This window comes from Phormidesmis sp. 146-33 (assembly GCF_052939515.1).
Genome location: NZ_JBJPHU010000020.1, coordinates 1 through 24,334 on the forward strand (window position 1 = coordinate 1; position 24,334 = coordinate 24,334).

At 47.2% G+C, this 24,334-nt stretch carries 18 protein-coding genes; 5 read left to right on the forward strand and 13 right to left on the reverse strand.

What is annotated here, in order from left to right:
* Window positions 1-154: 154 nt before the first annotated feature.
* Both ACJ2PR_RS10380 and ACJ2PR_RS10385 read left to right on the forward strand, forming a co-directional pair.
* Window positions 155-742, forward strand: coding sequence for a Uma2 family endonuclease (locus ACJ2PR_RS10380; RefSeq protein ID WP_446876948.1), 588 nt, complete (start codon window positions 155-157; stop codon window positions 740-742).
* Window positions 743-897: 155 nt separating this feature from the next.
* Entirely contained in the window at window positions 898-1,854 is a 957-nt protein-coding gene (locus ACJ2PR_RS10385) for a fasciclin domain-containing protein (RefSeq protein ID WP_446876949.1), read from the forward strand.
* A gap of 85 nt (window positions 1,855-1,939) precedes the next feature.
* Here ACJ2PR_RS10385 and ACJ2PR_RS10390 read toward each other — a convergent pair whose 3' ends face one another.
* The 3 genes from ACJ2PR_RS10390 to ACJ2PR_RS10400 all read right to left on the reverse strand — a co-directional run bounded on the left by ACJ2PR_RS10390 (window position 1,940) and on the right by ACJ2PR_RS10400 (window position 6,083).
* Window positions 1,940-3,223, reverse strand: a complete 1,284-nt coding sequence (locus ACJ2PR_RS10390; protein ID WP_446876950.1) for a dihydrolipoamide acetyltransferase family protein — start codon at window positions 3,221-3,223, stop codon at window positions 1,940-1,942.
* Between the two features lie 434 nt (window positions 3,224-3,657).
* Window positions 3,658-4,107: a YlqD family protein gene (locus ACJ2PR_RS10395; protein WP_446856597.1), complete on the reverse strand. Its 450-nt coding sequence runs from the start codon at window positions 4,105-4,107 to the stop codon at window positions 3,658-3,660.
* 59 nt (window positions 4,108-4,166) lie between these two features.
* On the reverse strand, window positions 4,167-6,083 hold the full coding sequence (locus ACJ2PR_RS10400) for an AMP-dependent synthetase/ligase (RefSeq protein ID WP_446876951.1): 1,917 nt from the start codon (window positions 6,081-6,083) through the stop codon (window positions 4,167-4,169).
* Between the two features lie 338 nt (window positions 6,084-6,421).
* Here ACJ2PR_RS10400 and ACJ2PR_RS10405 point away from each other — a divergent pair, with 338 nt between their 5' ends.
* Window positions 6,422-6,706 carry a DUF427 domain-containing protein gene (locus ACJ2PR_RS10405; RefSeq protein ID WP_446866026.1) on the forward strand — a complete coding sequence of 95 codons (285 nt, stop codon included), beginning with the start codon at window positions 6,422-6,424 and terminating at the stop codon, window positions 6,704-6,706.
* 233 nt (window positions 6,707-6,939) lie between these two features.
* A complete protein-coding gene (locus tag ACJ2PR_RS10410) occupies window positions 6,940-7,263 on the forward strand; it encodes a hypothetical protein (RefSeq protein WP_446866027.1) in 324 nt (107 codons plus the stop codon).
* On the opposite strand, the gene ACJ2PR_RS10415 is transcribed toward ACJ2PR_RS10410, so the two are convergent.
* The 5 genes from ACJ2PR_RS10415 to ACJ2PR_RS10435 all read right to left on the reverse strand — a co-directional run bounded on the left by ACJ2PR_RS10415 (window position 7,260) and on the right by ACJ2PR_RS10435 (window position 12,384).
* Entirely contained in the window at window positions 7,260-7,616 is a 357-nt protein-coding gene (locus ACJ2PR_RS10415; RefSeq protein WP_446876952.1) for a hypothetical protein, read from the reverse strand. The two genes, ACJ2PR_RS10410 and ACJ2PR_RS10415, sit on opposite strands and share 4 nt — an antisense overlap.
* Before the next feature lie 489 nt (window positions 7,617-8,105).
* Window positions 8,106-9,173 carry a glycosyltransferase family 4 protein gene (locus ACJ2PR_RS10420; RefSeq protein WP_446866029.1) on the reverse strand — a complete coding sequence of 356 codons (1,068 nt, stop codon included), beginning with the start codon at window positions 9,171-9,173 and terminating at the stop codon, window positions 8,106-8,108.
* Window positions 9,174-9,188: 15 nt separating this feature from the next.
* The gene (locus ACJ2PR_RS10425; RefSeq protein ID WP_446876953.1) at window positions 9,189-10,334 is read right to left on the reverse strand and encodes a glycosyltransferase family 4 protein; all 1,146 of its coding nucleotides are present in this window, start codon (window positions 10,332-10,334) and stop codon (window positions 9,189-9,191) included.
* 14 nt (window positions 10,335-10,348) lie between these two features.
* Window positions 10,349-11,320: a GDP-mannose 4,6-dehydratase gene (locus tag ACJ2PR_RS10430; RefSeq protein WP_446876954.1), complete on the reverse strand. Its 972-nt coding sequence runs from the start codon at window positions 11,318-11,320 to the stop codon at window positions 10,349-10,351.
* 149 nt (window positions 11,321-11,469) lie between these two features.
* Window positions 11,470-12,384: a DUF4214 domain-containing protein gene (locus ACJ2PR_RS10435; RefSeq protein WP_446876955.1), complete on the reverse strand. Its 915-nt coding sequence runs from the start codon at window positions 12,382-12,384 to the stop codon at window positions 11,470-11,472.
* Between the two features lie 308 nt (window positions 12,385-12,692).
* Between ACJ2PR_RS10435 and ACJ2PR_RS10440 the strand changes: the two genes are divergently transcribed.
* A complete protein-coding gene (locus ACJ2PR_RS10440) occupies window positions 12,693-13,994 on the forward strand; it encodes a class I SAM-dependent methyltransferase (RefSeq protein WP_446876956.1) in 1,302 nt (433 codons plus the stop codon).
* 158 nt (window positions 13,995-14,152) lie between these two features.
* On the opposite strand, the gene ACJ2PR_RS10445 is transcribed toward ACJ2PR_RS10440, so the two are convergent.
* From ACJ2PR_RS10445 to ACJ2PR_RS10465, 5 genes are all read right to left on the reverse strand, one after another.
* Window positions 14,153-18,574: a glycosyltransferase gene (locus ACJ2PR_RS10445; RefSeq protein ID WP_446876957.1), complete on the reverse strand. Its 4,422-nt coding sequence runs from the start codon at window positions 18,572-18,574 to the stop codon at window positions 14,153-14,155.
* 140 nt (window positions 18,575-18,714) lie between these two features.
* Window positions 18,715-20,583: a methyltransferase domain-containing protein gene (locus ACJ2PR_RS10450; RefSeq protein WP_446876958.1), complete on the reverse strand. Its 1,869-nt coding sequence runs from the start codon at window positions 20,581-20,583 to the stop codon at window positions 18,715-18,717.
* Window positions 20,576-21,862: an ABC transporter ATP-binding protein gene (locus ACJ2PR_RS10455; RefSeq protein WP_446856609.1), complete on the reverse strand. Its 1,287-nt coding sequence runs from the start codon at window positions 21,860-21,862 to the stop codon at window positions 20,576-20,578. The genes ACJ2PR_RS10450 and ACJ2PR_RS10455 overlap by 8 nt, the downstream gene beginning before the upstream one ends.
* A gap of 153 nt (window positions 21,863-22,015) precedes the next feature.
* Entirely contained in the window at window positions 22,016-23,122 is a 1,107-nt protein-coding gene (locus ACJ2PR_RS10460; protein ID WP_446876959.1) for a radical SAM/SPASM domain-containing protein, read from the reverse strand.
* 232 nt (window positions 23,123-23,354) lie between these two features.
* On the reverse strand, window positions 23,355-24,203 hold the full coding sequence (locus tag ACJ2PR_RS10465) for an ABC transporter permease (RefSeq protein ID WP_446876960.1): 849 nt from the start codon (window positions 24,201-24,203) through the stop codon (window positions 23,355-23,357).
* Window positions 24,204-24,334: the final 131 nt, after the last annotated feature.

Genomic DNA, 24,334 nt, shown 5'->3' on the forward strand with positions numbered 1-24,334 from the left:
CCGCAAGTCTTGGCTCAAAGTCCCTCACTTGTGGGGGATTTAGGGGGCGTTTCCAGATTCGCGTAGGAGGTCTAATTAACCCATTACCAATTCAGCGAGGTGTGAGCAATTGCATCTCGCTTATTATTTAGGAAATCGATCGTTGGTAGATCTTATGCAAGCCACAGAAGTCGAAAAACGCTACAGCCCAGAAGAGTATCTCTCTCGTGAAGAACAGGCTGAATACAAAAGTGAGTATCAAGACGGAGAAATCATTCCCATGACAGGCGGCTCACTCAATCACAATGAGATTATCACCAATTTATGGATCTTGAAGTCTAAGCTACGGGGCAAGGGCTATCGATTCTTCTCTAGCGATGTCCGGTTGTGGATTCCCAAGCATCGCAAGTTCACGTATCCCGATGTGATGGTGATTCAAGGTGAGCCTGTCCTTTATCAAAACCGTACCGATACCGTTGAGAATCCTTGCTTAATCATCGAAGTGTTATCCAAGTCAACGGAAGATTATGATAAAGGCGATAAGTTTAGATACTCTCGATCGCTTCCCCAACTTCAAGAATATGTATTGATCAATCAATATGAATTAGAGGTTCAGCAATATACCAAATCAGATCACAATTCATGGATCTATCGCGTGTATGAATCACCTGAAGAAGTTGTGAAATTTGCCTCAGTTGAGATCGCGATGACCGTCGCCGAAATCTACGAAGGAATCTCTTTTCAGGAACCCAACCCAGCTTGATTGGAGGTTTGATCTAGCAAACAGTCAATTCTAGCCTTTCTCAAGTGACTCGATCGTCCCGTCCCAAAGCCTTACTTTAGGACTATCTCGGCTGAGGGAGGTAGAGCGATCGTCCCTGTCATAGTCTTAGGAGTTCTGAATAATAATTAGTTGTGATGAAGAACTCATTCAAAAAGCTAGCAAGCACGATCGGGGTATTGGGATTTAGCCTTGCGGTTGCCCTACCCACGTTTGCACAATCTGCTTCTCCGTCAAGCGGCTCGACTGGAAGAGATTCTAACGTCAACTCAACACCTGACGAACCCTCCCAACTCAACCCATCCAGCGGCAGCGAAGCCCCAGCAGCGCGTCCTCAACCCAACGTTCCTAACGACCAAACCAATCCGGGTGGCATCAACACGCCTGCAAATCGTCCCCAAGCTCCCGGTGGGCTAGATGCTCCTACCAACACGACTCCCAACAACACAACGCCTGGTAGCTCCAGCGACCAAACCAATCCGGGTGGCATCAACACACCTGCAAACCGTCCCCAGGCTCCCGGCGGACTGGATGCTCCTACCAACACGACTCCCAATAACACGACTCCTGAAAGCCCTGTCCAAAGACCTGTACCTTCACGAGGCTCATCTCAGGGCATAGTAGTTCCCTCGTCGTCTTCGTCTCAGACGTTGGATGCGATCGTTCGTCAAAGCCCTTCTTTTGAGCTATTTAACGCCCTGTTGAGAGTGGCTGATCAGAATGGTGCTTTGAGTACTGTATTGAATGGCAGCAGTAGCTACACTGTCTTTGCCCCAACTGATGAAGCGTTGGCGGCCTTACCTCAAGGCACTTTTAAGGCACTCGTGCAGCCCGAAAACCGCGATCTCTTGGTGAGAATTCTCGAAAACCACATCGTGCGCGGCAAAGTGCTGTCTAATGAAGTCGGGTCACGAGAACTACGATCGCTCATCGGTGAACCGATCGCCCTCACAAGTGCTCCTGTTGTGGGTGCCGACATTCAAACCAGCAATGGTGTGATTCATGCGATCAACGGCGTGATTCTTCCCGCTGATGTGCAGTCGCGTCTGGTGGGTCTAGTTCCTCAACCCATCTCTGGCTCAACGATTCGCTAAAAGTTAGGCAAAATGGGGAATCGATTGAATCAAGCGATCGGTTCCCTGATCAAACTACATTTAGTCAAGACTACATTTAATCAAGCTACATCGTCAAAGACTGCGAATTTGATTCAATCAGCTTTGACAAATCCTGGAGAAAGGCGGCCGCATTGGCTCCATAGATAATTCGATGATCGCAGGTAATATTCACCTGCATTTGGCGCTTAACTCCTAATAGCCCATCTTCGGTAGCGACGACTTGAGGACGAGAAGCCCCGATCGCCAAAATCGACCCCTGTCCCGGTGGCAAGATTGCATCAAAAGAACTCACGCCAAACATCCCTAAATTAGACAGCGTAAAGGTTCCAGAACTGTATTCATCAGGCTGTAGCTGCTTAGAACGGGCGCGATCGACCAGATCTTTCCAGGTGCGAGACAGCGAATAAATATCCATCTGGTCGGCGTTTTGCAACACGGGCGTGATCAGTCCGCCATCATCCATTGAAACGGCAACCGCAACGTTAATTGCACCATTTTGACGAATGCCCTGATCAACGTAACTCGCATAGAGCAACGGATGCTTTTGCAACGTGACCGCGACTGCTTTCGCCAACAGGGCCGTCATCGTCACGCCCTTTGACTTAAGTTGTTTGTAGAGTTTGTCCAGTCCATCCGTCGTGATCGTGTATCCCACATGAAAAGTCGGCACCTCCAGACTGCTCAACATCGATCGCACAACCGCATTTTGCAGCGTGGTCATCGGTGTGGTTTGTCCGGGCTGGAGGGGAATTGGAGCAGGCGCAACAGGCGCTTTTTTGACCGCAGGTGCGACGGGTGCAGCAGTCGGGACAACCGTCGGAGCAGGCGCAACCTTGCCAACGGCCGCTTCGACATCTTCGGCGACGATCCGACCGTGGGGGCCGCTGCCTCTCAGCGTCGTCAAGTCTACCTTCAAATCCTTAGCTAACTTCTTGGCGCGAGGCGACGCGACGATCCGACCGTTTTCGCGAATCGGGCTGTTGCCATTTGTGGCAGTGGGGGCGGATGAGACAGCGACGGCTTCTTGTCTCGCTTGAGTCGTGGCGGCCGCAGGGGCAGAGACAGCGGCGGGGCTTTCGGCTTGCTGTTGGGCGGTTTCGATTTCGGCTTCGGTTTCTGCAATCAGCGCGATCGCCATTCCCACCGGGGCTGATTCACCCGCAGGTGTGACGATGACAGCCAGGTAGCCTTCATAAAAAGACTCCACATCCATATCTGCTTTGTCAGACTCGACCACGACGACCGTTTCGCCTTTCTCGATTTTGTCGCCGGGAGATTTGACCCAGGAAACAATTTTTCCTTCGGTCATCGTAGAACTGAGCGCAGGCATGAAGATTTCGTTAATCATTGCGGGGTGTCCGGGTCAGAGGGGTTAGCGACTCGCTGGGGGGAGTGGGGGCTTACACACAAACTTGCAGATTAAATTTTATCGGATTGGGGACACCTTGGGTATTTTTGAGGCTTGTGGGTTTTGAACCGTTCTTGAAACTAGAAACCACGACCTCTTCGAGATATCTGCAAGGGGGCGCATTGACTGGCCAGGGTTGCGTGCCAGCGTAAAGCATTTTGCCCCTCAAAAACCGTGCGTTGTAACACACCCTGGCTCAACGAATTTTACGCCCTTCACAGCACTCTATTGAAACGCTAGGGGCTGTGGATTGAACAAAACCAAAGATCTGTGGGGTATATCGGGCGATCGCGAGACGCACCAAACTCGATCGGTGGCAGTGCGTTTCAAGGCTCAACACACCCTACAGATCACGATTTATTTAATTTATGATTCTAAACGTCGCCGCGAATTTCTTCGACGATGCCATCGCGCAGCAAAATTTCAACGTTCATTTTTTCGATCAAATTGTCGCCTGCTTCGATGCGAAAAATGCTGTTGACCTGTCCCTGGCTAACTTCTTGATCTAAGTCGAGCATTTGAACTTGCTGAAGCTGCTGAAGAATCTGATTCTTTTGCTCCAAAAGCTCACTTTTTCTTTGATTAAACTGCACCTTAATATTTTCGATCTGCTGAATCGTTTCGGGGCCAGGCGGTTGAATGGTTTGCCGTTGAATCTCAGAGACAACCTGCTGCAACTGCATCTCTAACTGCTGCAACTGAGTATCAATTTGATTGAGTTGTGTCTGGAGTTGTTGTTGGGCTTCATCCTTCCAACGGGGCGTGACGATCGCCTTGACGTTGACGTTTCGCTGCAAGAGCAGATGAGACTTTGAGACATCCATAGATACTGTAAGTTAAGCGTGAGTAAAGAAATCTTGCTGTCGAAGAACGATCCCGTCTGTCAAACAAACATCTCGTCAATGATACCTTGGTAGCGATCCATCACAACATTTCGACGAATTTTCAAGGTTTGGGTGAGTAGACCATTTTCGATCGTAAACGGTTCAGCAATTAAGCGCATGGGCCCGATGCGATCGTCGGGTCGGTAGCCTGGACGCTCTTTGACCAATCGATTCACTTCTAGACGAAAGAGTTCCTGGACGGATGACTGAGCGATTAGAGAAGAAAGATGAGTGTCGGTGAGGCCTTGCTCGATCGCCCATTTTTCAAGGGCTTCTGCATTGGGAACAATCAGCGCTCCCAGAACTTTTTGGTCTTGACCGACAAGCATCACTTGATCAATATAGGGACTTCGCAGACAAGCATTCTCGATCGGTTGCGGTTCAATGTTTTCGCCGTTGGTGAGGACGATCGTATCTTTGGCGCGTCCCGTAATGATCAGATCGTTGGCAGCGGTCACCATGCCCAAATCGCCGGAGTTGAACCAGCCTTGAGGGTCGATCGCTTTTGCCGTCGCTTCGGGATTGTTGTAGTAGCCCTGCATGATTTGTGGCCCGCGCAGTAATACTAGCCCCCGTTTTCCTGTCGGCAAGGGTTTGAAGGTTTCGGGATCGACGATGCGGGTTTCTGTATCGGGAAGCGGCTCGCCATCGGCTCCTCTGACATTTCGCCACGGACGACGGGCGTGAGTAATCGGGGAAGTTTCGGTCAAGCCATAGCCACCGATGAGAGGAATGCCCACGATTTCAAAAAAGTCTTCTAAGTGATCGGCGATCGAGCCGCCCCCACTCACCCAAAACTTGATCTGTCCGCCCGTTCCGGCTCTCACTTTTTGATAAACCAGTTTGTCTCCCAGCTTGTGAAAGACCCACAGTGATGCCGCTTTGATCCGAGCAATCAGGCGATCAAGCGCAGACGGATTCAGGTTTTTGAGCGACAGATTTTGGGCGACTCGGTTGGCTTCAACATACTGATGACTGATGTCGAGAAAGAACTTAACTAGCTTTTGTTTGCTGGCAGGCTGGTCGCGAAACTGTTTTTGAATGCCTTCGTAAATCGACTCCCACAAGCGCGGCACACCGACCATATAGTGAGGTCTACAGTCTTTGATATCTTTTTTGACGCTGCGAATGTTGGTGTAGGTTTGGGTGACTCCGTAGGCGAGAACGAAATATTCAAACGATCGCTCATAAGCGTGCCAGATCGGAAGGATGCTAAGAACGCGCTCTCCAGGTTGAGGCTGGGCGACCGCATAGGCGCCTGTGATCTGATGGAGCAAATTTCCGTGACTGAGCATCACCCCTTTGGGCATTCCTGACGTGCCAGAGGTGTACATCAAGGTCGCTAAGGTTTGACGAGTTTGGTGGACGGGTTGCAGTTCAAACGTTTTGCCCAGCGCCATCACCTGAGAAAACGTGAGCATCTTGAGCGAGTCTTCGGTGACGACGGATTCATCAGACAGCAAAATCACAAACTGAATCGGCAGATCATTTAGGCCATGTTGCAGTTTCTTGAGCAAGTCTTGATTTTCGACCACTAGCCCGATCGCGCCGCTATCTCTCAAAATAAATAGCAATTCATCGGGGTCAGCCTGAGCGCCTCGCACCACATTGGCCGCGCCCGATCGCATGATTCCCTGGTCAGCCACTAGCCAGTTAGGGCTGTTATCCGCAAACAGCGCAATGCGAGGCGGAATCGATTCTGAAGAGACGGCTGAAATGCCCAATGACTGTAACCCAGCCGCAAACTGCTGCATCCGTTGATATAGCTCGGCATAGGTGAGCGTGACGGCGGGCTTGCTGTGGGGGTTGTGGACAGCAGGAATCTGGGCAAAGTTGCGAGCGGCGATCGTCCAAACTTCTGGCAGAGATTGCACTGCATGATAATCGACGGCTGGCTGACTAGAATGAGCACTCATCGCGTTAACTCCTAAAAGAACGTTTGAAGCTGACCGTAAAATCGCGTAAACGATGCGCTTTGCTTAACAGTATCGTTGAGATTTTTTGTTGCGAGACTTTTGAGGACAGAATCCATTGTGTCTCAGTCAGGCTATTTGAGCGATCGTCTCTTAACGATTTGACGCATCGGTTGAGCTTGATAGTTGAGCGGGGTTCTGTTCAAAAACGAGTTGAGGACTTGAATTGATCGCCCCTGAAAACTAAGCATGAGAACAGTCGATCCCACTCACGAACTTGCTGAGAGTCGCGATTCTTCGCTAGGCTTTGAGTGAATCACTTTAGAAAACAGCACATCAACATGCCAAAAGCTATTTGGAACGGAACCGTCATTGCTGAAAGCGATCGTTGTGAAGTCGTGGAAGGCAATCAATATTTTCCGGCTGACTCGATCAAGCGTGAATACTTCAAAGACAGCAGCACTCATACCACCTGTCCCTGGAAAGGAGTCGCCAGCTACTACACCGTAGAAGTCGATGGACAAGAAAACAAAGATGCTGCCTGGTATTACCCCACGCCCAAAGATGCTGCCAAAAACATCACCGGATACATTGCATTTTGGAAGGGGGTAAAGGTAGAGAAGTAGAGGGTGAGGAGTGAGGCGTAAAACTTGCAAAGCGAACAATTTGAATTCATCCTTTCATCCCTCCTCGCGCAGCGGATTACCCAAAAGGGGGAACAGATCATCAAAGTTCTCCCTCATCCCCTGCTTGACCGACAAAACTCAGGAAAGCGAGAAAGGAAGCTAGGAGGGAAGTAGTGCATGATTTAAGCTGAGAAGTAACCACACAAATCAGTCAAAACAAATCAGTCAAAACAATGTCACTGACTTTCCGCCTCTATGATGCGCTGTCGCAATTTCTGAGTCAAGGCGAGAATGAGTGGAAAGATGCGCGTCACCTGCCGACTTTGTGTTGGATGATGATTAGCATCGTGCAAAGCCAGAGCGGGCATCTCAATGGGTTTGGGGTGTCTGTCAAGAGCCGAGCAAAGATTGCCCAGTCCCACCCAAGACGGTTTCGACGCTGGCTGTCCAATCGAGGCATTGATGCGGTGTCAGCTCATCAAGCGCTGATGAAACAAGCCTTGTCTGAGTGGAGCAACGACCGGATGTATTTAATCAAGCAGGCAAACGGGGGTTAGACCGGAGTCAAGTGATGTTGAATTCTCTCAGCCCAAACCTGATTATCTCGTACCGTTAAGACAATTTTTTTGTAGAATTCGTCCTCAAGTTCGAGGGTTAGAAAGTGATCGCTCTCCTGCACATACCAAAATTCTCGCCCGCGATCGCTGTAATAAGTTCCCGCTCTGATTACACCTGGCAAAAATGTGCCTGGCATCCGCAAATCGAGCCAATTGCTGTCAGGCTTTGCGATCGTCACTTGTCGAATATGATCGAGTGGAATCTCGAGCGTTTGATTGAAGAAAAAAGCGCAAATCCGCTCCCACAGACTGAGATCAATGTGTAAGCGATCGTTCTGAATGGATAATTGCATTTCAGTTTACCTCAAAGCTTTTTATATAGCAGTCCTAAATTAGTCGTGAAATGCAACGTTGATTGCGCCCTCTAGATCCCCTAAATTTGGGGGACTTTAGTTTGGGTGACTTTGAACCGTAAATCATTCTTAAAATTACGTGAATTCGATGAAATCTTTCGCTGCGGTTGTTAATCCAGGCAGCCCCCTAAATCCCCCAAAATTGGGGGACTTTGAACCCAAAATCTTGTCTTAAAGTCCCCCAATTTTGGGGGGTTGGGGGGCAGAAGCGCTGAAGAACGAAGCAAAAAAACTTCATCGAATCCACGTTAAAATTGGGGAATTTTTCCATCTTAAAGTCCTCCAGAATGGGAAATTTAGTGGGCTTTCCGAGATCTCGCAACTCAAATCGGATTGCTACATACTCTCAGGCTAACTTTTTAATACAGATTCATGCTGTGCCAAAAGTCATATTGAAGCTAAATTTTCTGACGATTGTTACAGATGTTGTTACAGATATTGTTTCAGAACATTCGCTGTAGATTCTGCTGTTTTTGTCCAACTAAACTCACTGGCTCTGGTAAGACTCAGTTGACGCAAACAGCTTCTCAAAGAGGAGTCCGAAGCGATCGCCTCCATTGCTTCCCCAATTGCGCCCACGTCATAAGGATTAACTAGCAAAGCTGCATCCCCCGCCACTTCTGGCATTGAGGACAAATTAGACGTAATCACCGGAGTTCCGCAAGCCATCGCTTCGAGAATTGGCAAGCCAAACCCTTCACACAAACTGGGAAACACGAGCGCGATCGCCTGATTGATCACCGTCGGCAACTCAGCATAAGGAACATAACTCAAGAATTTAACGCGATCGGTCAAACCCAATGCTTCAATTTGAGCCGTGAGAACGGGTGTATGGCGGCGATCGCTGGGCCCAGCAATCCACATCTGAGCGTCTGTTTGCAGCGTTGAAAAGGCTTGAATGACTCGCTGCAAATTTTTATAAGCGTCGTGACGACCGATATATAAGAAGTAATTTTGAATCGGCAAATTGAGACATTGAAAGTGACTGGAATCGTACGCTAAAGGCACGATCGTCATTTTTTGAACCGGAATTTTATAATAATGTGCAGCATCATTTGCCGTCGCTTCTGAGTCACAGATAATCTGTTTTGCCTGACCCAAAACTTGAGGAATATAGTATTTGAAATAAGGGGTTAGCGGAGAAGACCACCGAGGAAACTTTAGAGGAATTAAATCGTGAAGCGTAACAATCGATCGACAGTTTGAAAACAAAGGCGCTTCAGGAATCGGAGAAAATAATAGATTTCCCTGAAGTTTTTGATAAAGTTTGGGGAGTTGAAATTGAGTCCAAACCAATCGAGAAAAGTGACCTTTGCTGCCTTGATCAGGAGTCATATTCCCCGGAATTGAGTAATGCTTAAATCCAGAAAACTGCTGCGGACTTAACAACGTCGGCTCTAAAGATTGAAGCTGAGAAACCAAATTTTTTGCATAGATTGTGTGACCTGTGGGCTTGGTCGCCAAAAAAGATAAGTTGATGAGTAACTGACTAGACAAAATTCTTGTAAACCATCACGACATTAGAAGTTTATAAGCATTCAGAGTCGCTTTTGCAGTATTTTCCCAGGAGTATTGCTGCGATTGCACCTTACCTTTTTGAATCAAGCGATCGCGCAGTTGAGGATTACTAACGACTTGCAAAATCGCTTCGGCAAGCTCACTTACATCTTCAGGATTGATCAAAATCGCCGCATCCCCCGCAACTTCTGGCAACGAGGACGCATTCGCCGCAACCACAGGCGCACCCAACGTCATCGCTTCTAACACAGGTAACCCAAACCCTTCATAGTGAGAGGGATACACAAAAACATCTGCCCTAGAATAAAACAAAGCCACTGAGCGATCGGACAAATAGCTGAGATGATGAATCGAGTTTTGGTAGGGCGATCGAGCAATTCGCTCAAAGATTTCTTCATATAGCCAGCCTTTTTGACCAATCAAGACAAGCTGATGATCAAGTCGATGTTTTTTCTTTAACTGATCAAACGCTGCAATCAGATTAATAATATTTTTGCGCGGCTCGATCGTACTGACGAACAAAATATAGGGTTTTGAAAAGTCGTATTCAACAAACTTCTCAGATTCAACAACTGTGTCTGAACGGTATCGGCTGGCTAAAGGAGTCACGACAACTTTCTCAGGCTTGACACCCAAAAATCGAACAATATCTTGTTTAGAACTTTCAGAAATCGTTAAAACTAAATCAGTCCACTGTAGACAGCGCTGCACCCGATTTGCATACGCTTTAACGGTTGAATTTGCATACTCCGGATACCGAACAAATGTCAGATCATAGATCGTCATTACTTTTCGAGAATACCGAAATGGAAACACCGTATAGTTCGTACCATGCACAATATCTAAAGCGCCAAAAGATCGTTCAACTTGAGGCAAAAACAACCCAGGAAACTGAATCAATAGATTAGACAACCGAACCGGAATTGGAAACGATCGCAGATTTGAATACTGCTGCAAATACTCCGGAAACGACAAATTTCCTCGTAGCCAATTCTTTAACCCTGGTTGATGGATAAGAGTTAACTCAAAAGAGTCTTGCGATCGTAGCTCACCCAATGCCTCAACCAAGTTAGCCACATACAAGCCAATGCCGCTGGGTTTGGGCAAAATGGGAGTCGCATCGATCGCAATTTTCAACATTCCAACGTCTCAATTTAGGGCTTGCGATCGCTCAGTTCTTTCAGATCGTGGTCAACCAACAGTTCGACTAATTGTTCAAACGAATATTCAGGTTGCCAGTCTAGCTGCTTGCGAATCTTGTCGATCGAGCCAACAAGCTGCACCGATTCATCCGGGCGATAAAACGACGGGTCAACCGACACATAATCTTGCCACGTCAGCCCCACCGATTTGAACGCACACTCAACCAACTCGCGCACCGAATGCGTTTCCCCACTGGCGATGATGTAGTCGTCCGGTTGGTCTTGTTGCAGCATCAGCCACATGGCGCTGACGGCATCTTTGGCATAGCACCAATCGCGCTGGGCATCGAGATTGCCTAACTTTAACTCATTGGCCAACCCCAACTTAATCAGAGCAGCTCCACGGGTGATCTTGCGAAACACAAACTCCGTACCGCGTCGAGGCGACTCATGGGTGTACGTAATACCGCAGCAGGTATACAGCCCGTATTGTTGGCGATAGTTGATCGTCATCCAGTGCGCGTAAGCTTTAGCAACCCCATAGGGATTTCGTGGTCGAAAGGCCGTGCGCTCGGTCTGAGGCGACTCATCGGGTTGCCCAAACACCTCACTGCTCGACGCTTGATAAAACCGAGCGTTTGGATAACAGCGGCGAATCGATTCTAAGAGTCGAGACACGCCCAAAGCAGTGTATTCAGCCGTGAGTGCGGGTTGAGTCCACGATAGAGGCACGTAGCTTTGAGAGGCTAAGTTATAGATTTCGTTTGGTTGGGCCTGCATGATCGCGTCCATGAGTGAACACTGGTCGAGCAGATCGCCAGAGAGAATCTTCACCTCGCCCGAAAGATGACTGATGCGATCGACATTGCCAGAACTCGATCGACGCACCAGACCAAAAACTTCGTAACCCTTAGAAAGCAGAAGTTCGGCAAGATAAGAACCGTCCTGCCCTGTCAATCCTGTAACGAGTGCTCTTTTATGCATGTATCAAGACTGCCATTCTTACAGTAGAGTGAATTTGTTCAATCTTAGATTCAGATGCAGCCATGAGTCGCCAAATTGACAGTTGAGAAAGAAGGTTTCGCCAACTCTGGTTGTTTTTGAAGATCGTGTAATCAAAATCCAAACGTTCCTTAGTCCTCAATTCGCTCATTTTCTTGGCGCGTACAGGCGACGTAGTACAGATAAGAATTGCGTGGATTATCGTTAAGACCCGATTCGGCAAAGATTTCTTCCGAAATAAACCGTTCGGCTTGAGCAGATTTAGAAAATTCAGCAATGCCTTTGGTTTGAATAATCTTGAAGTGATGCTGTTCTAGCATTTCGATCAAATCATCATAGTAATATTCCAATTTATGCTCAGGATGAATAAATCCGTAGGGATTTTGAAGTTGAGTGATTCTGCGATTGGGGGTGTCTAGCGCAAAGACTCCATCCGGCTTTAACAGCTTGTAAACTTGCGAAAAGATCAAGTGAGCATCTTCTCGGCTGACATGCTCGATCGATTCTCCTGACCACACCAGATCAAACGAACCTTCTGCAAACGATCCTAAATCAGACATCTGCGTGTAAATATATTCAATCTCACAGCCGTTGTGATTGAATTTAGTCTCCGTCTCCACCGAAGGAATGATGCGCTGATCGGGCGGCAAATCAATGATCGTGAGCTTTTCGGGCGAGTAGGGATACCCAAAACTGAGCAGCGCCCCGATCGGGTCACCTGGGTTTGCACCACCGAGGTCTAGAATCGTTTTAGCAGGTGGCAGCAAGGTTTGCACCATTTCACATCTCGCTTTGTGGACGGCACCCCAAAACTCTGGTGGATAGCTGGTCATCACCTTTTGAGAAAACTCATTTGACTCTAAAATAGCTCTCACCAAATTGTGCCGAGAGACCCCTTGCTCTAGCAGTTTTGACCAATTCACCAGACCCACGGGATCGATTTTCCTTTCTAAGATAATTTGATAGAGGTTTTCTAAAAAGTCTCGATTAGAGCTTTTGGGCGTGAACAGGTTAGACAGTTTGCTCAATGCTTTATTCTTGATCATTGCTTTTGCAGCCTCCTAACCTATTTTTGAGCGTTGCTGTGGGGAGATTATACTACAGTCCGATTCTGTCAAAATTAGACTCACAAAATTGAGCGATCGTGGCTGAAAGACTCTCTCAAGTCACTGTTTAGTCAAGTTGATTCTAATGAAAGCCATTTCTTTTGAAAACTCGTGGAGTAGACGCTGCTTTTAAGTCACTAACATTCATTTACAGATTATAGTGACAAACAGTTTCTGAGTCATTTGCCCAGCAAGATATTGCATAATAAGCCTTTTACGACAGTCCTCATCTAGTCATTGATCCAGCCATGTTAAAAGTTCCTCAACATTTTAATTGTCCAACCTGTAAGTCACCGCTCAAAAAAGTTAATGCTTCAGAGACAACTCAGGGTCGGATGAAGTTTGGCGCACTGGTTTGCGAGTCCTGCGATCGACCCGTGGGTCAGGTCAGCTTTGGCAAACTAGATTTTCTGCGGGTGTCGGATGCGATCGTGTCTCAGTCAGAATCAGTGCCTCACATCTGCGAAGATTTTACTTACAAGCGGGTTCCCTGGCACGATGCAAGCATTCGATCGTCAGGCATGTCTAGATATGATTTGGGCTGGACTCCCGAAGGATTTGCAGGCGTTTTATTTGCAGATGATAAAACAGATTGGGAAATTATCATTGAAACCAATGCGACAGATTTAGGCATTCGTTGTCTGTCTCATAGCTGGAGTGGCGCGATTTATGTCACCGTTAATGGACAAGATGAAAAATACATCGATCTCTATGACGAACATAAGGGCGATATTAAACGCTACCCAATTTTTCAAGACCTGAGTGGATCTAAAACTGTAAAAATTCGCCCTGCGGATACTCACAAATCTCCCCACGGTAATCAAGTTTTCTTCTCAGGGTATGATGCCTGCTTTAACCAAAAACAAGGTGCAGATTCACTTACTCGATCGGAGGTTAATCGAGGTAACAGCTTTCCACCAATGTATGAGTGGGTGTTGCCAAAGCTGGCAGAAGACGCATTTGTTTTAGACTGTGGATCGGGCGATCGCTGCTTTAAAGATTCGCGCTTTGTCGGGTTTGAGTATATGTCGTTTGAGCTACCGGATGTCTTTGGCGATGGTCATGCGCTACCCTTTGCCAATGAAGTGTTTGATGTGGTCTTTAGTCAAGCCGTCATGGAACATATGCGAGACCCCTATCTAGCAGCCCGCGAAATTGCACGAGTGCTAAAACCCGGAGGATTGGTTTATGTCGAATCAGCGTTTATGCAGCCGCTCCATGCAGTTCCCTATCATTTCTTTAATACAACACCCTGGGGCATTGAGGAGCTATTTACCGACGCTGGATTGACGGCTGAGATGACTGAATGGTTTGGTGCATTGTCGGGCAGTGTGCAGTGGTATTTGGACTGTTGTGGGGGTGGTCAGTTGTCTAAGTTAGAGCGCAACCTTCTGATGAGAATTTTACGCAAAGTCGATCGACAAACTAACTACGAGTCCTTGAAGCCGATCGCCAGCGCTGTGGCGTTTTGGGGAATTAAGCCTGGCGAAACTCATGCAAAATGGAAGGCTGCTTTACAGGGAAGCGATCGTCCCACTTTTAAGTATTAAAGATTTAAGTATTAAAGATTGGCGTGAATTCGATAAAGCTAGTCGCTTCGAGTTAATTTGCAAGACGTTATCACTGCGGAATCCGCATCACCCGTGGGGGACTTTAAGACAACGCTAGTTTAAAGTCCCAAGATAGAAGGTTAGGAGGCAGAAGCAATCTATTTAATCGCTTGAACTTGCATCTCGTAAAAGCCATTGACAAGCAGGGCGTTGGTGCAGGTGACCTCTCTAAATCCACAGCTTGCAACAATAGCCGATAGCGACTGAGCGCTAAACATGTTGTAGTGAAAGTTGCCGCCGTAATCCTGGGCCCCGTAGGTAATTTTTCTCAAAGCATCCCAGGAGAAATTCCCTTTTGAATACTCCATCAGCATATGTTCTGCGTCAGGGCAAATAATCACAAGCTTGCCGTTTTCTTTGAGCAGATCATACCAGTAGGGTAAAACGTGAGTCTTAAGCTCATATTCCGGCATATGTTCAACCAGGTGAGCCGCATAGATTTCTGAGACGCTGCCTTTCTCAAAGGGTAATTGACTCACATCTGCAATCACATCCACGCCAGGAAGACTTCTCTCATCTACATTGATGTAGTCCTCCATGACTTTTGTTCCACAGCCGAGATTGAGTCGCAGATCAAAACACTGGTCAAGTTTGGCTGGGTTGAGAATCGAGGGTGCAGATTGCGTTTTTGTTTGATAAGAAAGCTCGCTTCTGATCACTTCCCCTTCAATAATGACTTGAATTCTGGTCTCATCCAGCAGTCGCTTTAAATCTCGCAGATCTTCTCTCAGATCACTAATTTCTTGTTTAATCTCTTGCGTGGTTTCTTCAGCCCTTTCTCTAATGTCAACTTTCACACTAGAAATTAAATTGAATAGCTCTGTCTTAATAGTTAATAACTCAGTGTCCATAATTTCTTGCCTATCTTCGATTCGCCTTTCAACCTGTTCTAGCTTATTCTCGAAGCTCTGGCGCGATCGTTCTAGTTCAGATTTTAGTTGATGGTTTTCGGCGACCAGCGTGCGGTTGATCAGCGTCTGCATCTGCATGGAGTTGTAGAGCACTGAATGAATGAATTTTGCCGCCTTGGGAACGATCACCCGGTTGGCGATCGAGTTCAATACGCCCCAGCCGATGATCTTGGGTTTGGTAACTTCCCAGTCTGCCCGCAGATCAGCAGGATTGGCTCCATCTAAAGGAGTAGACACGTTGGCATCGGTGGCATGTTCCATCTTTTGAAGCTCTCTTTCTCGCTTGACGACTTCTTGTTCAAACTGCTCGATCGTGGGGTGGCTAAAGGGCTTGACTGAAATCGCAGAATCAATCAACGCCGCATACCCATTGACGCTGGCCTTAGCCATATTTCTGGCAGACAGCCCCTCAACTCTCTGCTTTGCTCCAACGCCTAGCCGCTGTCTGAGGTGATCATCCGTGACGAGCTTGAGAATTTTTTGTGCCAAGTCTTTAGGATTGTCAGGCTCAAACAAAAGCCCCGATTCGCCGTCGGTCACGACTTCAGGAATTGCCCCGGCTCTCGCCCCGATTACAGGCTTTTGGTGAACCATCGCTTCGAGCGCCACCAGCCCAAACGATTCATAGCGCGAAGGAAACACCATAAAGTCACAGTTGGCATAGAGCAATTCTCGCCGCTCTTCGGTGACCATGCCGAGAAACTGTACGCGAGTTTGCAGGGTGCGGTTTAGAATCGAGCCGACCTTTTCTTGCCAACCTTCGATGTCTTTGCCCGCAATCCAGACTGAAATGCGCGAATCTTGAGGCATGACGATTTTGAGCGCTTTGAGAAAGATATCAATGCCTTTGCGAGACTCTAATCGCCCGATAAAGAGAATTTGAATTTCTCCACGCTGAAGATCTTTGGGTAGCTCGCCGTAGTTTGTAAAATTGCTGTAGGCAGGCCAGGGCTGTACGCCGAGTAGCTGCACCGACCAGCGATCGTCCGGTTCTACTTGATAAGCCGACACAAAAGAGTCTTTGACGCTCTGACTAATGGCGACCACCGCATCTGCATGACTCACCAACGCCTGTTCCATTTCTGCACAGAGTTTCAGGTCTTGATTCATTTGCCAGCCGTTGATCTCCATTGAGACTAAGAGCGGCGTGACCAATCGAACCATCAAAGGCACCTTGAGTTGAGAACGGTACGCCAAAACGCCAATACTTTCAAAATCCCAGACCGCCGATTCAATGACGCTAATGGGGCGATCGTGGTGAATCGTTTCAGTCAGTTTGGCGACCTTTCTAGACCAGGCCAGATTTTTAGACAAAATTGGATATTCAGGCAAACAGTCTGCATACTCCACCACGGCCACTTGAATATGAGTAAACGGGCCGACGACAATCGTCGCATCTTGAACGCCACGACTGATCACCGTCACTTCATGCCCTAGCTGAATCAATTCTCTAGCAAGGGTTTGATTGTATGCGCCAATGCCTCCAAAAGCGTGCGGCGGAAATTCTTGAGAGATGATCAGAATGTGCATTTTTTGCGGCAAAGGGTTAGCGGGGGAATGCGTTTCGACAACCTCTAAGTAAGGCAGAAACGGCAGGGTTGGAGCCGTGAGCGATCGAGAAAATTTTCGAGGAAAGCAGGCATCATAATAACCGCGCAAAGCCCCTGCGATCGCGCAACTACAGTGATAGAGCGCCTCTTTTAGCCCCAGGTCGCCGCCATACCAGGCTCGAATAAATTCTAGACATCGTTGCTTAAGAATATTTTTTGCGGTAACTGCCACTCTTTTGACGATAGAAGTGGTTTTATTGGCATTCTTCATACCAAAGTAAACTGTGTTTTTGGAAATAACTTTCCAGTTAAAGTTGTATTTTCCTAAACGGTTGTGGCTTTGAGCAAACTCATGTCTAACATAAGCTTGATTGGCGTTTGCGAGTAGACCGCCTGCCTGCTGCAATCTTACGGCTAAATCCGTTTCGTCTAAGTAGTAGTCATATTGTTCATCAAAGCCATTGACGGCGACCAGCGCTTCTCTAAAAAAGGTTGAATTTGTCCCCATCAGATAGCGATAAAACTTAGTATCTGTTACGCGGGGATCGGTGTGGTGTACGTGGGCAGCGGTTCCAAACAAATCGGTAATGCCTGCCTCAAACTGAAAGAAAAAGTTATTTGCAAAAAAGGTGCGTCCGCCGATTCCTACGACACCGGGGAGAATCTCTTGATAGCGGTTGACAATTTCTGTGAGCCAATTGTCGTAAGGCAGCGCGTCGTCATCAATGAAGGCAACAATGTCACCAGACGCTTGTTCGATGCCTAAATTCCGTGAGATCGACAGGTTTCTCAGGGAGTTTTGAGCAATTTTGACTTCTTTGCGATCGGCGAGAACCTGCATCGTGTCGTCTTTAGAAGGGCCGTTGACCACGATGACTTCAAAATGGGGATAGTGCTGATCTTTTAGATAATTGAGACATCTCAACAGATAATCACTACGGTTGCAAGTACAAATGACGACTGAAACTTTGAGCGGCTCTTTTTGAGCATTTGAGCGTTCTATTTCATCTAAGATTGCATATAAACTTTGTTTGACCGTGGATGGACTAAACCGATTGGCCTGCCGCAGTCCATGATGAATGGTGTCTTGTCTCAGTCGCTCATTGCTAAAGATAGAATGAATGCGATCGACGGCTTTTTTAACATCCAGGCTATCTAATGCACCAGGACTACTTCCCAAGGTGGTTTGTACCGCAGTTGAGGCATAAGCAACCACAGGAATCTGATAGTTAAACGCCTCGACGATCGGCACACAAAATCCTTCATGCTCACTCGCGCACAGAAATAAATCAGCCGCTTTGTAATAAGCAGGCAGGGCCTCATCTTCGACTTTTCCGGAGAGCGTAATGCGATCGCTCAACCCATATTGCTGAATTTTGGAGACAATTTTACTGTAGTAAGTATCTTCTTCTGAGTACCGACCGACTAGATACAAATGGGGCGTTTGGTCAGGATGCTGGGTTACATAATGAGCAAAAATATCAACCAGGAGATCTTGTCGTTTGTTGGGAGCAATTCTACTTACAAATAGCCAAACTTTATCGGCATCCCCTCTCAAATCAGCGATTAATCGCTCAGCAGGAGAAGTCTTGGGTGGCACTGGCACCGCGATCGGCAATTCTTGAACTGAGTTGAAGCCTAAAGCTGCAATTTCTTGACAGTTATAAGGAGAATCTCCGATCGCGAGATGATAGTGATGAATGATTTTTTGAAGTTGAGATCTCCCTTTTTTGCAGAATTCGTAGAGGCGATCGCCCCGCTCAAAAAAGGTATGCGGCGTGATGTTGTGGTAAGCAAGAATCTTGTACCCTCTCAACTCCACGATTTCGGGTGCAAGTTCTGAGTAGCCCGAAAAGTGATGGATCAAAACCACATCTTCATCCATCTGAAACTCAGAGAAAGGGCGGCGATAGGCTTCTACCCGATGGTCTGCATACTTACTAAAAATTTGAGCGTTTTCTCCCCGCTCTAAAAGCATTTGATGGAGCCGGATAACTTGATTAGAAACTGCATCGCCAAAATCTAACGCATCTAATACCTGCACATATCTCAAACTCATCCGCCTTCTCCTAAGCCTGCAACAAGGGTCTACTCAGATTACGTTTGTTTTTAAAGGTTAGACTGTTCATTACAATGAGCTTGTACTTCCGATCCACGCATCCAATTTTTCTATCTTGAATGACGCTCAAAAAGCCAGATTTAAGGCTCATAAATCGTCACGATAAAATCTTCTGCTAAGTAGGTCGGCGGATCATCAAACCAGCGAATTGCTTCTTGCACCAGGGTCAATCTGAGCACATAGCGGCCCGATTGGGTAGGTGCCTGAAGTTGCATTTGATAGGTCGTTGCTACCTGTCGATTAAATGAGAGTATACCGGATGCTTGTGTCAGTGGAGGCAGCAGTTTTGTCCGTTCTCCGCCATAGACAATTCTTTGGGTGGTTTGTTCATTCATCCAGTGATAAGAGAGATGAACAGGATTTGGAGAATAGCTGTTCAACACAAAATCGCTGCTGTTTGTCAACTCCACTGAGATAGAAAATTTTCTATTAGTTGTGAGTTCAGTCGGGACTTGCCTCGCTTTTAGTTTAATCTTATCAACGGGAATCTCTGGCAGCGGAGGCATGTGTAGATGGGTTGCAATTTGAGTGGGATTGATCGGTTGGTGAGATGCGATCGCAAACAAACTGGGAGCCGATCGCACGTCCTGTTTAGAAAATTTTCTCAATAAACTGCCTCCCAGATCGCTCTGAGTGGCAAACCAAATCAACACATGCTCAAAATGCTGACTAAGTTGACGTTTTAGCACCCGTGGAGATTGCTCGTTGATATGCATCAACACTTCATTAGATGTTCGGGGTTGTGCCGGGAGATAAGCTCCTATAGAAGCAGCAAGCCTCCGTCTGCGTGCGTAGTCATATTGGTAATACCAGAGGTTGGGAGATGTGTGAATGATCAATAGCCCATCTGACTTGAGTTGTTGAGAAACTCGCCGATACAGGGTGTCAACGTCCTCGACTAATAATTGCTCAATCACATTAGCAGCGATCGCTAAATCATAGGTTCTTTTAGGTAACTCAACGGTACAGATGTTATCGCAGTGGAAATGTACTTTTTTTTGCTGTACTTTTTCTTGCAGGGCTGGGTCGTCTTCAAACCACTTTTTGGTCTGTGCGATCGCGGCTTCAGATTTGTCAATTGCACTCACTTCAAACCCTCTTTGAGCGTAGAAATAGCTGAGTTCGCCTCGCCCACAGCCCAGATCAAGAAGACTGCCAGAGTGTTTTGTGCTGGCGATTGCGACGATCGCTTGTAGTCTGGGATCTTCTAACTTTTTGCCGTTGTATTTTCGGTAGGATTTATAACCACTAAAGTCTCTAGTGCAGTAGTCAAGCGTATGAGGCTGAACGGATGAGTCCGCCAAAAGTGACCCTTGTGATAACTGCGAAGTCGCTCGGCGTTGCCTCATTTGCGCTAAATAGGATTCGGAAACTTTGATCAAAAGTTCGCCTGCATATCCTGGAATCACGCCATACCATTCCACCAGATCTGCATATCGCAGCAGAAACTCACTGACGGATGAAAAGTTGTACTGCGTCCAAAAATAACCATCCACTAAGACAAATCGCCCCTGTTGAAAAGCAATCTCTAAATCATGAAAAGAGCCATTTCCATCTTGTTGTCCATCCACATGAATTAAGTCATAGATATCACCCGGAAACTGCTGCATCGTCTGGGTATCTTCTATCAAAAAATCAGCCTTGAACGATCGCGTGATTTCTTTAGCCCAGTTGATAGCGCCTTTGACACCGCCAAACTGATCTGAATCGATATCAATTCCCACATACTGCGCGTCAGGGCTGCCCTTGAGAAATGCCGCAGCAGAATAGCCAAACCGCACCCCAATTTCTAAAATAGAAGTCGGCTTTAGCGTGTGCGCGATCGCCCATTTCAATCGATAGTAATCAACCCAGTCATCAAATAAATCAATCAGAGGATCGTCAGGATTTGCAGTCTCTCTAAAGTCATATTGAGAGTGTTTAAACTGCTGAATAATCGATTCAAACATGAGCTTTCCTGTGGGTCTCGACAGTTGGGTAAAGGTTGACAATTCCTCCCCAACCCCTGGTTTCTTTGTCTCGCAAAACTTTGAAAGAAGCGGCATTGTGGACACGAGCAATATTGCGCTCAAAGTATCCTTCTCTGCCTCCGTCTGAAACGCCGATCGTAATCGTGTAATCCCCTTCTGCAAGCGGGACGTTGACCCGAAAACAAGTCTCGATCGTGGTGCCTTGATTCACTGACCCAATTGGTTGATCAAGTCCGTAGGTATGATTGACAAAAACTGTAAAGCCCGTGCGATCGCGAATCATAAAGCCCACTACGGGGTCATCAAATGCTTCCAAAAATTCCACACCGATGACAATTTGCAGCGATCGACCACTGATTACAAACTCTGTTTTCTGGTTGTCTTCATCCAATAGTTGAACGGAGTAAACTTTTAGCTCTGGTGAAACAACTGCAACGACATCAGATCCGCTGCTAGAGAAGTTAGTTTGAGGTGAGCCTGTCTCAGAAGGCGCTTGAATCGCTACCGTTTCTAGTTCGCGATCGTTTTGTTTGAGCAGTTTGACTTCGTATAAATCAATCACCTGTTTGGCATCGGCTCTCAAAACTAGCCTGCCTGCCTCAAATAAAACAGCTTGTTTACATAGCGAATAAACAGATCCAGAATCGTGAGAGACAAACAGGAGCGTGGTGCCTCCATCTCTGAGCTTTCTAATGCGTTCAAAACACTTTTGTTGAAAGAAAACATCCCCGACGGCCAGCGCTTCATCGACAATTAAAATATCAGGCTCAGTACTGACAGCGACCGCAAAAGCTAGACGAACAAACATGCCGCTCGAATAGGTTTTGACAGGCTGATCAATGAAGTCTCCAATGTCAGCAAACTCGGCTATCTCTTCGACTTTGTGTTCGATTTGTCGCTGGCTTAATCCCAAAATGCGTCCATTAAAAAACACATTCTGTCGCCCTGTAAACTCTGGATTAAAGCCACTTCCAAGCTCTAATAATGCTGAGACGCGCCCGTTGACGTTCACTTCGCCCGCAGAGGGAGTCAATGTCCCCGCGATCACTTGCAGGAGTGTACTTTTGCCCGCTCCGTTTTGCCCAATAATGCCTAGCGTTTCCCCTTTCAAAACCTGCAAGTTTACGTCTTTGAGCGCCCAAAACTCGTCTGCCAATTGCTTGCGAGGCAGCAAAATTTCTTTGAGGCGATCGACGGGTCGTGCGTAGCGCTTAAAACATTTGGAGACGTTTTTTAGTGAAATTGCAACCTCACCCATAATCTGATACTGCCAACTAACAACTGCCTCACACCCAGACAACACCCCAAAACCCACTAAAGAATACCACTAAACTTTATCGATTCTGTGTGTATGCACCCAGTCAGTCTGCGCTCTAAAAAAACTGGTTAGAGAATGCGGTTGATATCTCACTTAAGCGCGCAGTTGTTCACAGTTTCGGCATAGGGGATTGGTCACCTCGTTACTGATAAATTCCTGACGCAGCGCCTGCATGGGAGCGCCATTCCAGATGTCTGCCAGGGTTTGATGATTTAGATTTCCTAGTACATAGCGCTTGTCGTAATCCAGACAGCAAGGCACTACATCGCCATCCCATTTAATCGTCATGCGCCGCCAGGGAAAGTCACAGGTCACATAAGGTTTTTGTAGGGTTTGAGAAGCTGCCAGAACGTTCACATCTTGAGCATTGCCATCCCAATTGATAAAGGACTTGGAGAGAAATTCATCGATCCCAGGAATCGATCGCCAATAGTCACCCAATTGCTGAATGCTGCCTTCGTTGAGCGGAAAGTTGATCATCGACAAGGTAATCCGCGTTTGATAGCCGCCTTCAACTTTGCGCTTAAGAAAATCAAGCAGTCTTTGTTTAGAGAGATCGTAGGCGTTTTTGACTCCTCTGATTTGCTCAAAAGAGGCGTTGTCGTGTCCGTCTAGTGAGCAGTACAGGTGAGCCGGATGCGCTTCTAATAAGTCGTGCGCCACTCGCTCGGTCAGCATGAAAGGATTGATCGACAGAGCCGTTTGAAGCCCCCGATCGCTGGCGTAGCGCATAAACCTGGCAAACTCTGGATGCACCAAGCTTTCACCAAATCCATGTAGCCAAACTTCCGACTCTCTGGCGGCTTTGGGATTCGCCATGACAAACTCATCGATCGCGCGCTGAAACAGATCAAACTCCATTAGTCCTTGAGCGCGGGTCATGTTATTCGTTCTGGCACACATGACGCACTTAAACGGGCAGCGGTTGGTCAACTCAATATTAAAGATCGTAAAGGGATAGGTGACTGTCAGAGGGCGGTTTTGAGCAGAAGGTTCGAGAAAGGGCAGCTCATCCGTTTCGTCATCTAAAGATGGCTCTGGGGATGGCTCTGGGTAGCTCTGGAGTGGACTGACCTCGACTGAAGGCAGGACACGCCCTGAAACGCTGTCTGAGACACTTTCTGAGACACTCAAACTGTCTTCTTCCAGCACGGGCAACAACTTTTCAACATATCTTCTCAACGTTGACACCAAAGACATGGCTACTTCTCCGCAATTGACTCACACACATAGCACTCAGGATAACCTGCTAATCTTGCATCGTTTTGTTAAGCGATCGCCCAAACTCTAAAGACCTGAGGTCGGCTCTCTATTCCAGGTATACTTCCAAACTCTTGGAGATCCCCTTAACCCCCTTTGGGAGGAAAAGAAATGTCTTTAAAGTTTCCTTTTTTACCTGAAATGATTCAGGGGAATTTAAGGGATCACTCGATTAGAGAACGTCTGCAAATGCAGGACGGAGACGCTTGTAAATCCATAATCCCCCGCAAAAAATAACCAGGGAGACGACCGACGTAGCTCCCCATTCCGTCCACAGATGCACTTCGCCAACCAGGATCAGATCGCGGTTAACTTCGACCAAGACTGCCAAAGGGTTTAGCCAAAATACCAAGGGTTTGATTTGGGTTGGAATAATTGAGACGGGATAAACGATCGGGGTCACATAAAACAGAAGATTGACCAGAACCCCAATCGTCTGAGGAATGTCTCTCAAAAAGACGGTCAACCCTGCCATCAAGTAGCCCAATCCCGCGGTTAAAAGCAATTGAGGAACCCAAACCAGCGGCAGCAGCCAAAGTGTACTGTGAATAGTATTGCTGGTAAATGCTACAAACAAAATCAGAGCCATCAAGCCTAACGAACTTTCAACAAAGGCGGACAAAACGGGCACCAACGGCAGTAAGGTCAGTGGAAAAACAACCTTTTTGACTAAGTTGGGCTGCCCGATCACCGACACAGAGGACTGCACCAAGCCTGTTGTAAAAGCTGTCCAGGGCACCAGCCCCGCAAAAAGCCAGAGACCATAAGTGAAATTATTGGCGGGAAGACCAGGCAGTTTGAGTTTGACCTGAAGGACGATCGAAAACAGATAGGTATAGACCAGCAGTTGAGCGAGTTGGTTAATTAGTGACCAGAGGTTGCCTAAAACTGATCCTTTATAACGTGCCTCCAAATCTCTCTGGACAAGCGTTTTTAGCAGATCCAACTTTGTCCACCACGGATGATGAGTCGGCAGCTTTTGGATAACTTTGCGGGCAACTGCCTTGACTGGTTTTAACAAGCGATCGTTCCCCTTCGCTAAATGTTTGCGAGATCTGAGGAAGAGACAACTGTCAAACGCTGAGTCGATTGCAACATCGATTGCAACGATGAGAAAGCAGATCCGCTCATGTTCTCGCTGGTAGACAGGAT

Excerpts from the sequence above, each read along its gene's own strand:
- ACJ2PR_RS10430 (WP_446876954.1), bottom strand. The coding sequence starts at position 11,320 with ATGCATAAAAGAGCACTCGTTACAGGATTGACAGGGCAGGACGGTTCT.
- ACJ2PR_RS10460 (WP_446876959.1), bottom strand. The coding sequence starts at position 23,122 with ATGTCTTTGGTGTCAACGTTGAGAAGATATGTTGAAAAGTTGTTGCCC.
- ACJ2PR_RS10455 (WP_446856609.1), bottom strand. The coding sequence starts at position 21,862 with ATGGGTGAGGTTGCAATTTCACTAAAAAACGTCTCCAAATGTTTTAAG.
- ACJ2PR_RS10410 (WP_446866027.1), top strand. The coding sequence starts at position 6,940 with ATGTCACTGACTTTCCGCCTCTATGATGCGCTGTCGCAATTTCTGAGT.
- ACJ2PR_RS10415 (WP_446876952.1), bottom strand. The coding sequence starts at position 7,616 with ATGCAATTATCCATTCAGAACGATCGCTTACACATTGATCTCAGTCTG.
- ACJ2PR_RS10405 (WP_446866026.1), top strand. The coding sequence starts at position 6,422 with ATGCCAAAAGCTATTTGGAACGGAACCGTCATTGCTGAAAGCGATCGT.
- ACJ2PR_RS10450 (WP_446876958.1), bottom strand. The coding sequence starts at position 20,583 with ATGTTTGAATCGATTATTCAGCAGTTTAAACACTCTCAATATGACTTT.
- ACJ2PR_RS10400 (WP_446876951.1), bottom strand. The coding sequence starts at position 6,083 with ATGAGTGCTCATTCTAGTCAGCCAGCCGTCGATTATCATGCAGTGCAA.
- ACJ2PR_RS10380 (WP_446876948.1), top strand. The coding sequence starts at position 155 with ATGCAAGCCACAGAAGTCGAAAAACGCTACAGCCCAGAAGAGTATCTC.
- ACJ2PR_RS10440 (WP_446876956.1), top strand. The coding sequence starts at position 12,693 with ATGTTAAAAGTTCCTCAACATTTTAATTGTCCAACCTGTAAGTCACCG.
- ACJ2PR_RS10390 (WP_446876950.1), bottom strand. The coding sequence starts at position 3,223 with ATGATTAACGAAATCTTCATGCCTGCGCTCAGTTCTACGATGACCGAA.
- ACJ2PR_RS10385 (WP_446876949.1), top strand. The coding sequence starts at position 898 with ATGAAGAACTCATTCAAAAAGCTAGCAAGCACGATCGGGGTATTGGGA.
- ACJ2PR_RS10395 (WP_446856597.1), bottom strand. The coding sequence starts at position 4,107 with ATGGATGTCTCAAAGTCTCATCTGCTCTTGCAGCGAAACGTCAACGTC.
- ACJ2PR_RS10445 (WP_446876957.1), bottom strand. The coding sequence starts at position 18,574 with ATGAGTTTGAGATATGTGCAGGTATTAGATGCGTTAGATTTTGGCGAT.
- ACJ2PR_RS10435 (WP_446876955.1), bottom strand. The coding sequence starts at position 12,384 with ATGATCAAGAATAAAGCATTGAGCAAACTGTCTAACCTGTTCACGCCC.
- ACJ2PR_RS10425 (WP_446876953.1), bottom strand. The coding sequence starts at position 10,334 with ATGTTGAAAATTGCGATCGATGCGACTCCCATTTTGCCCAAACCCAGC.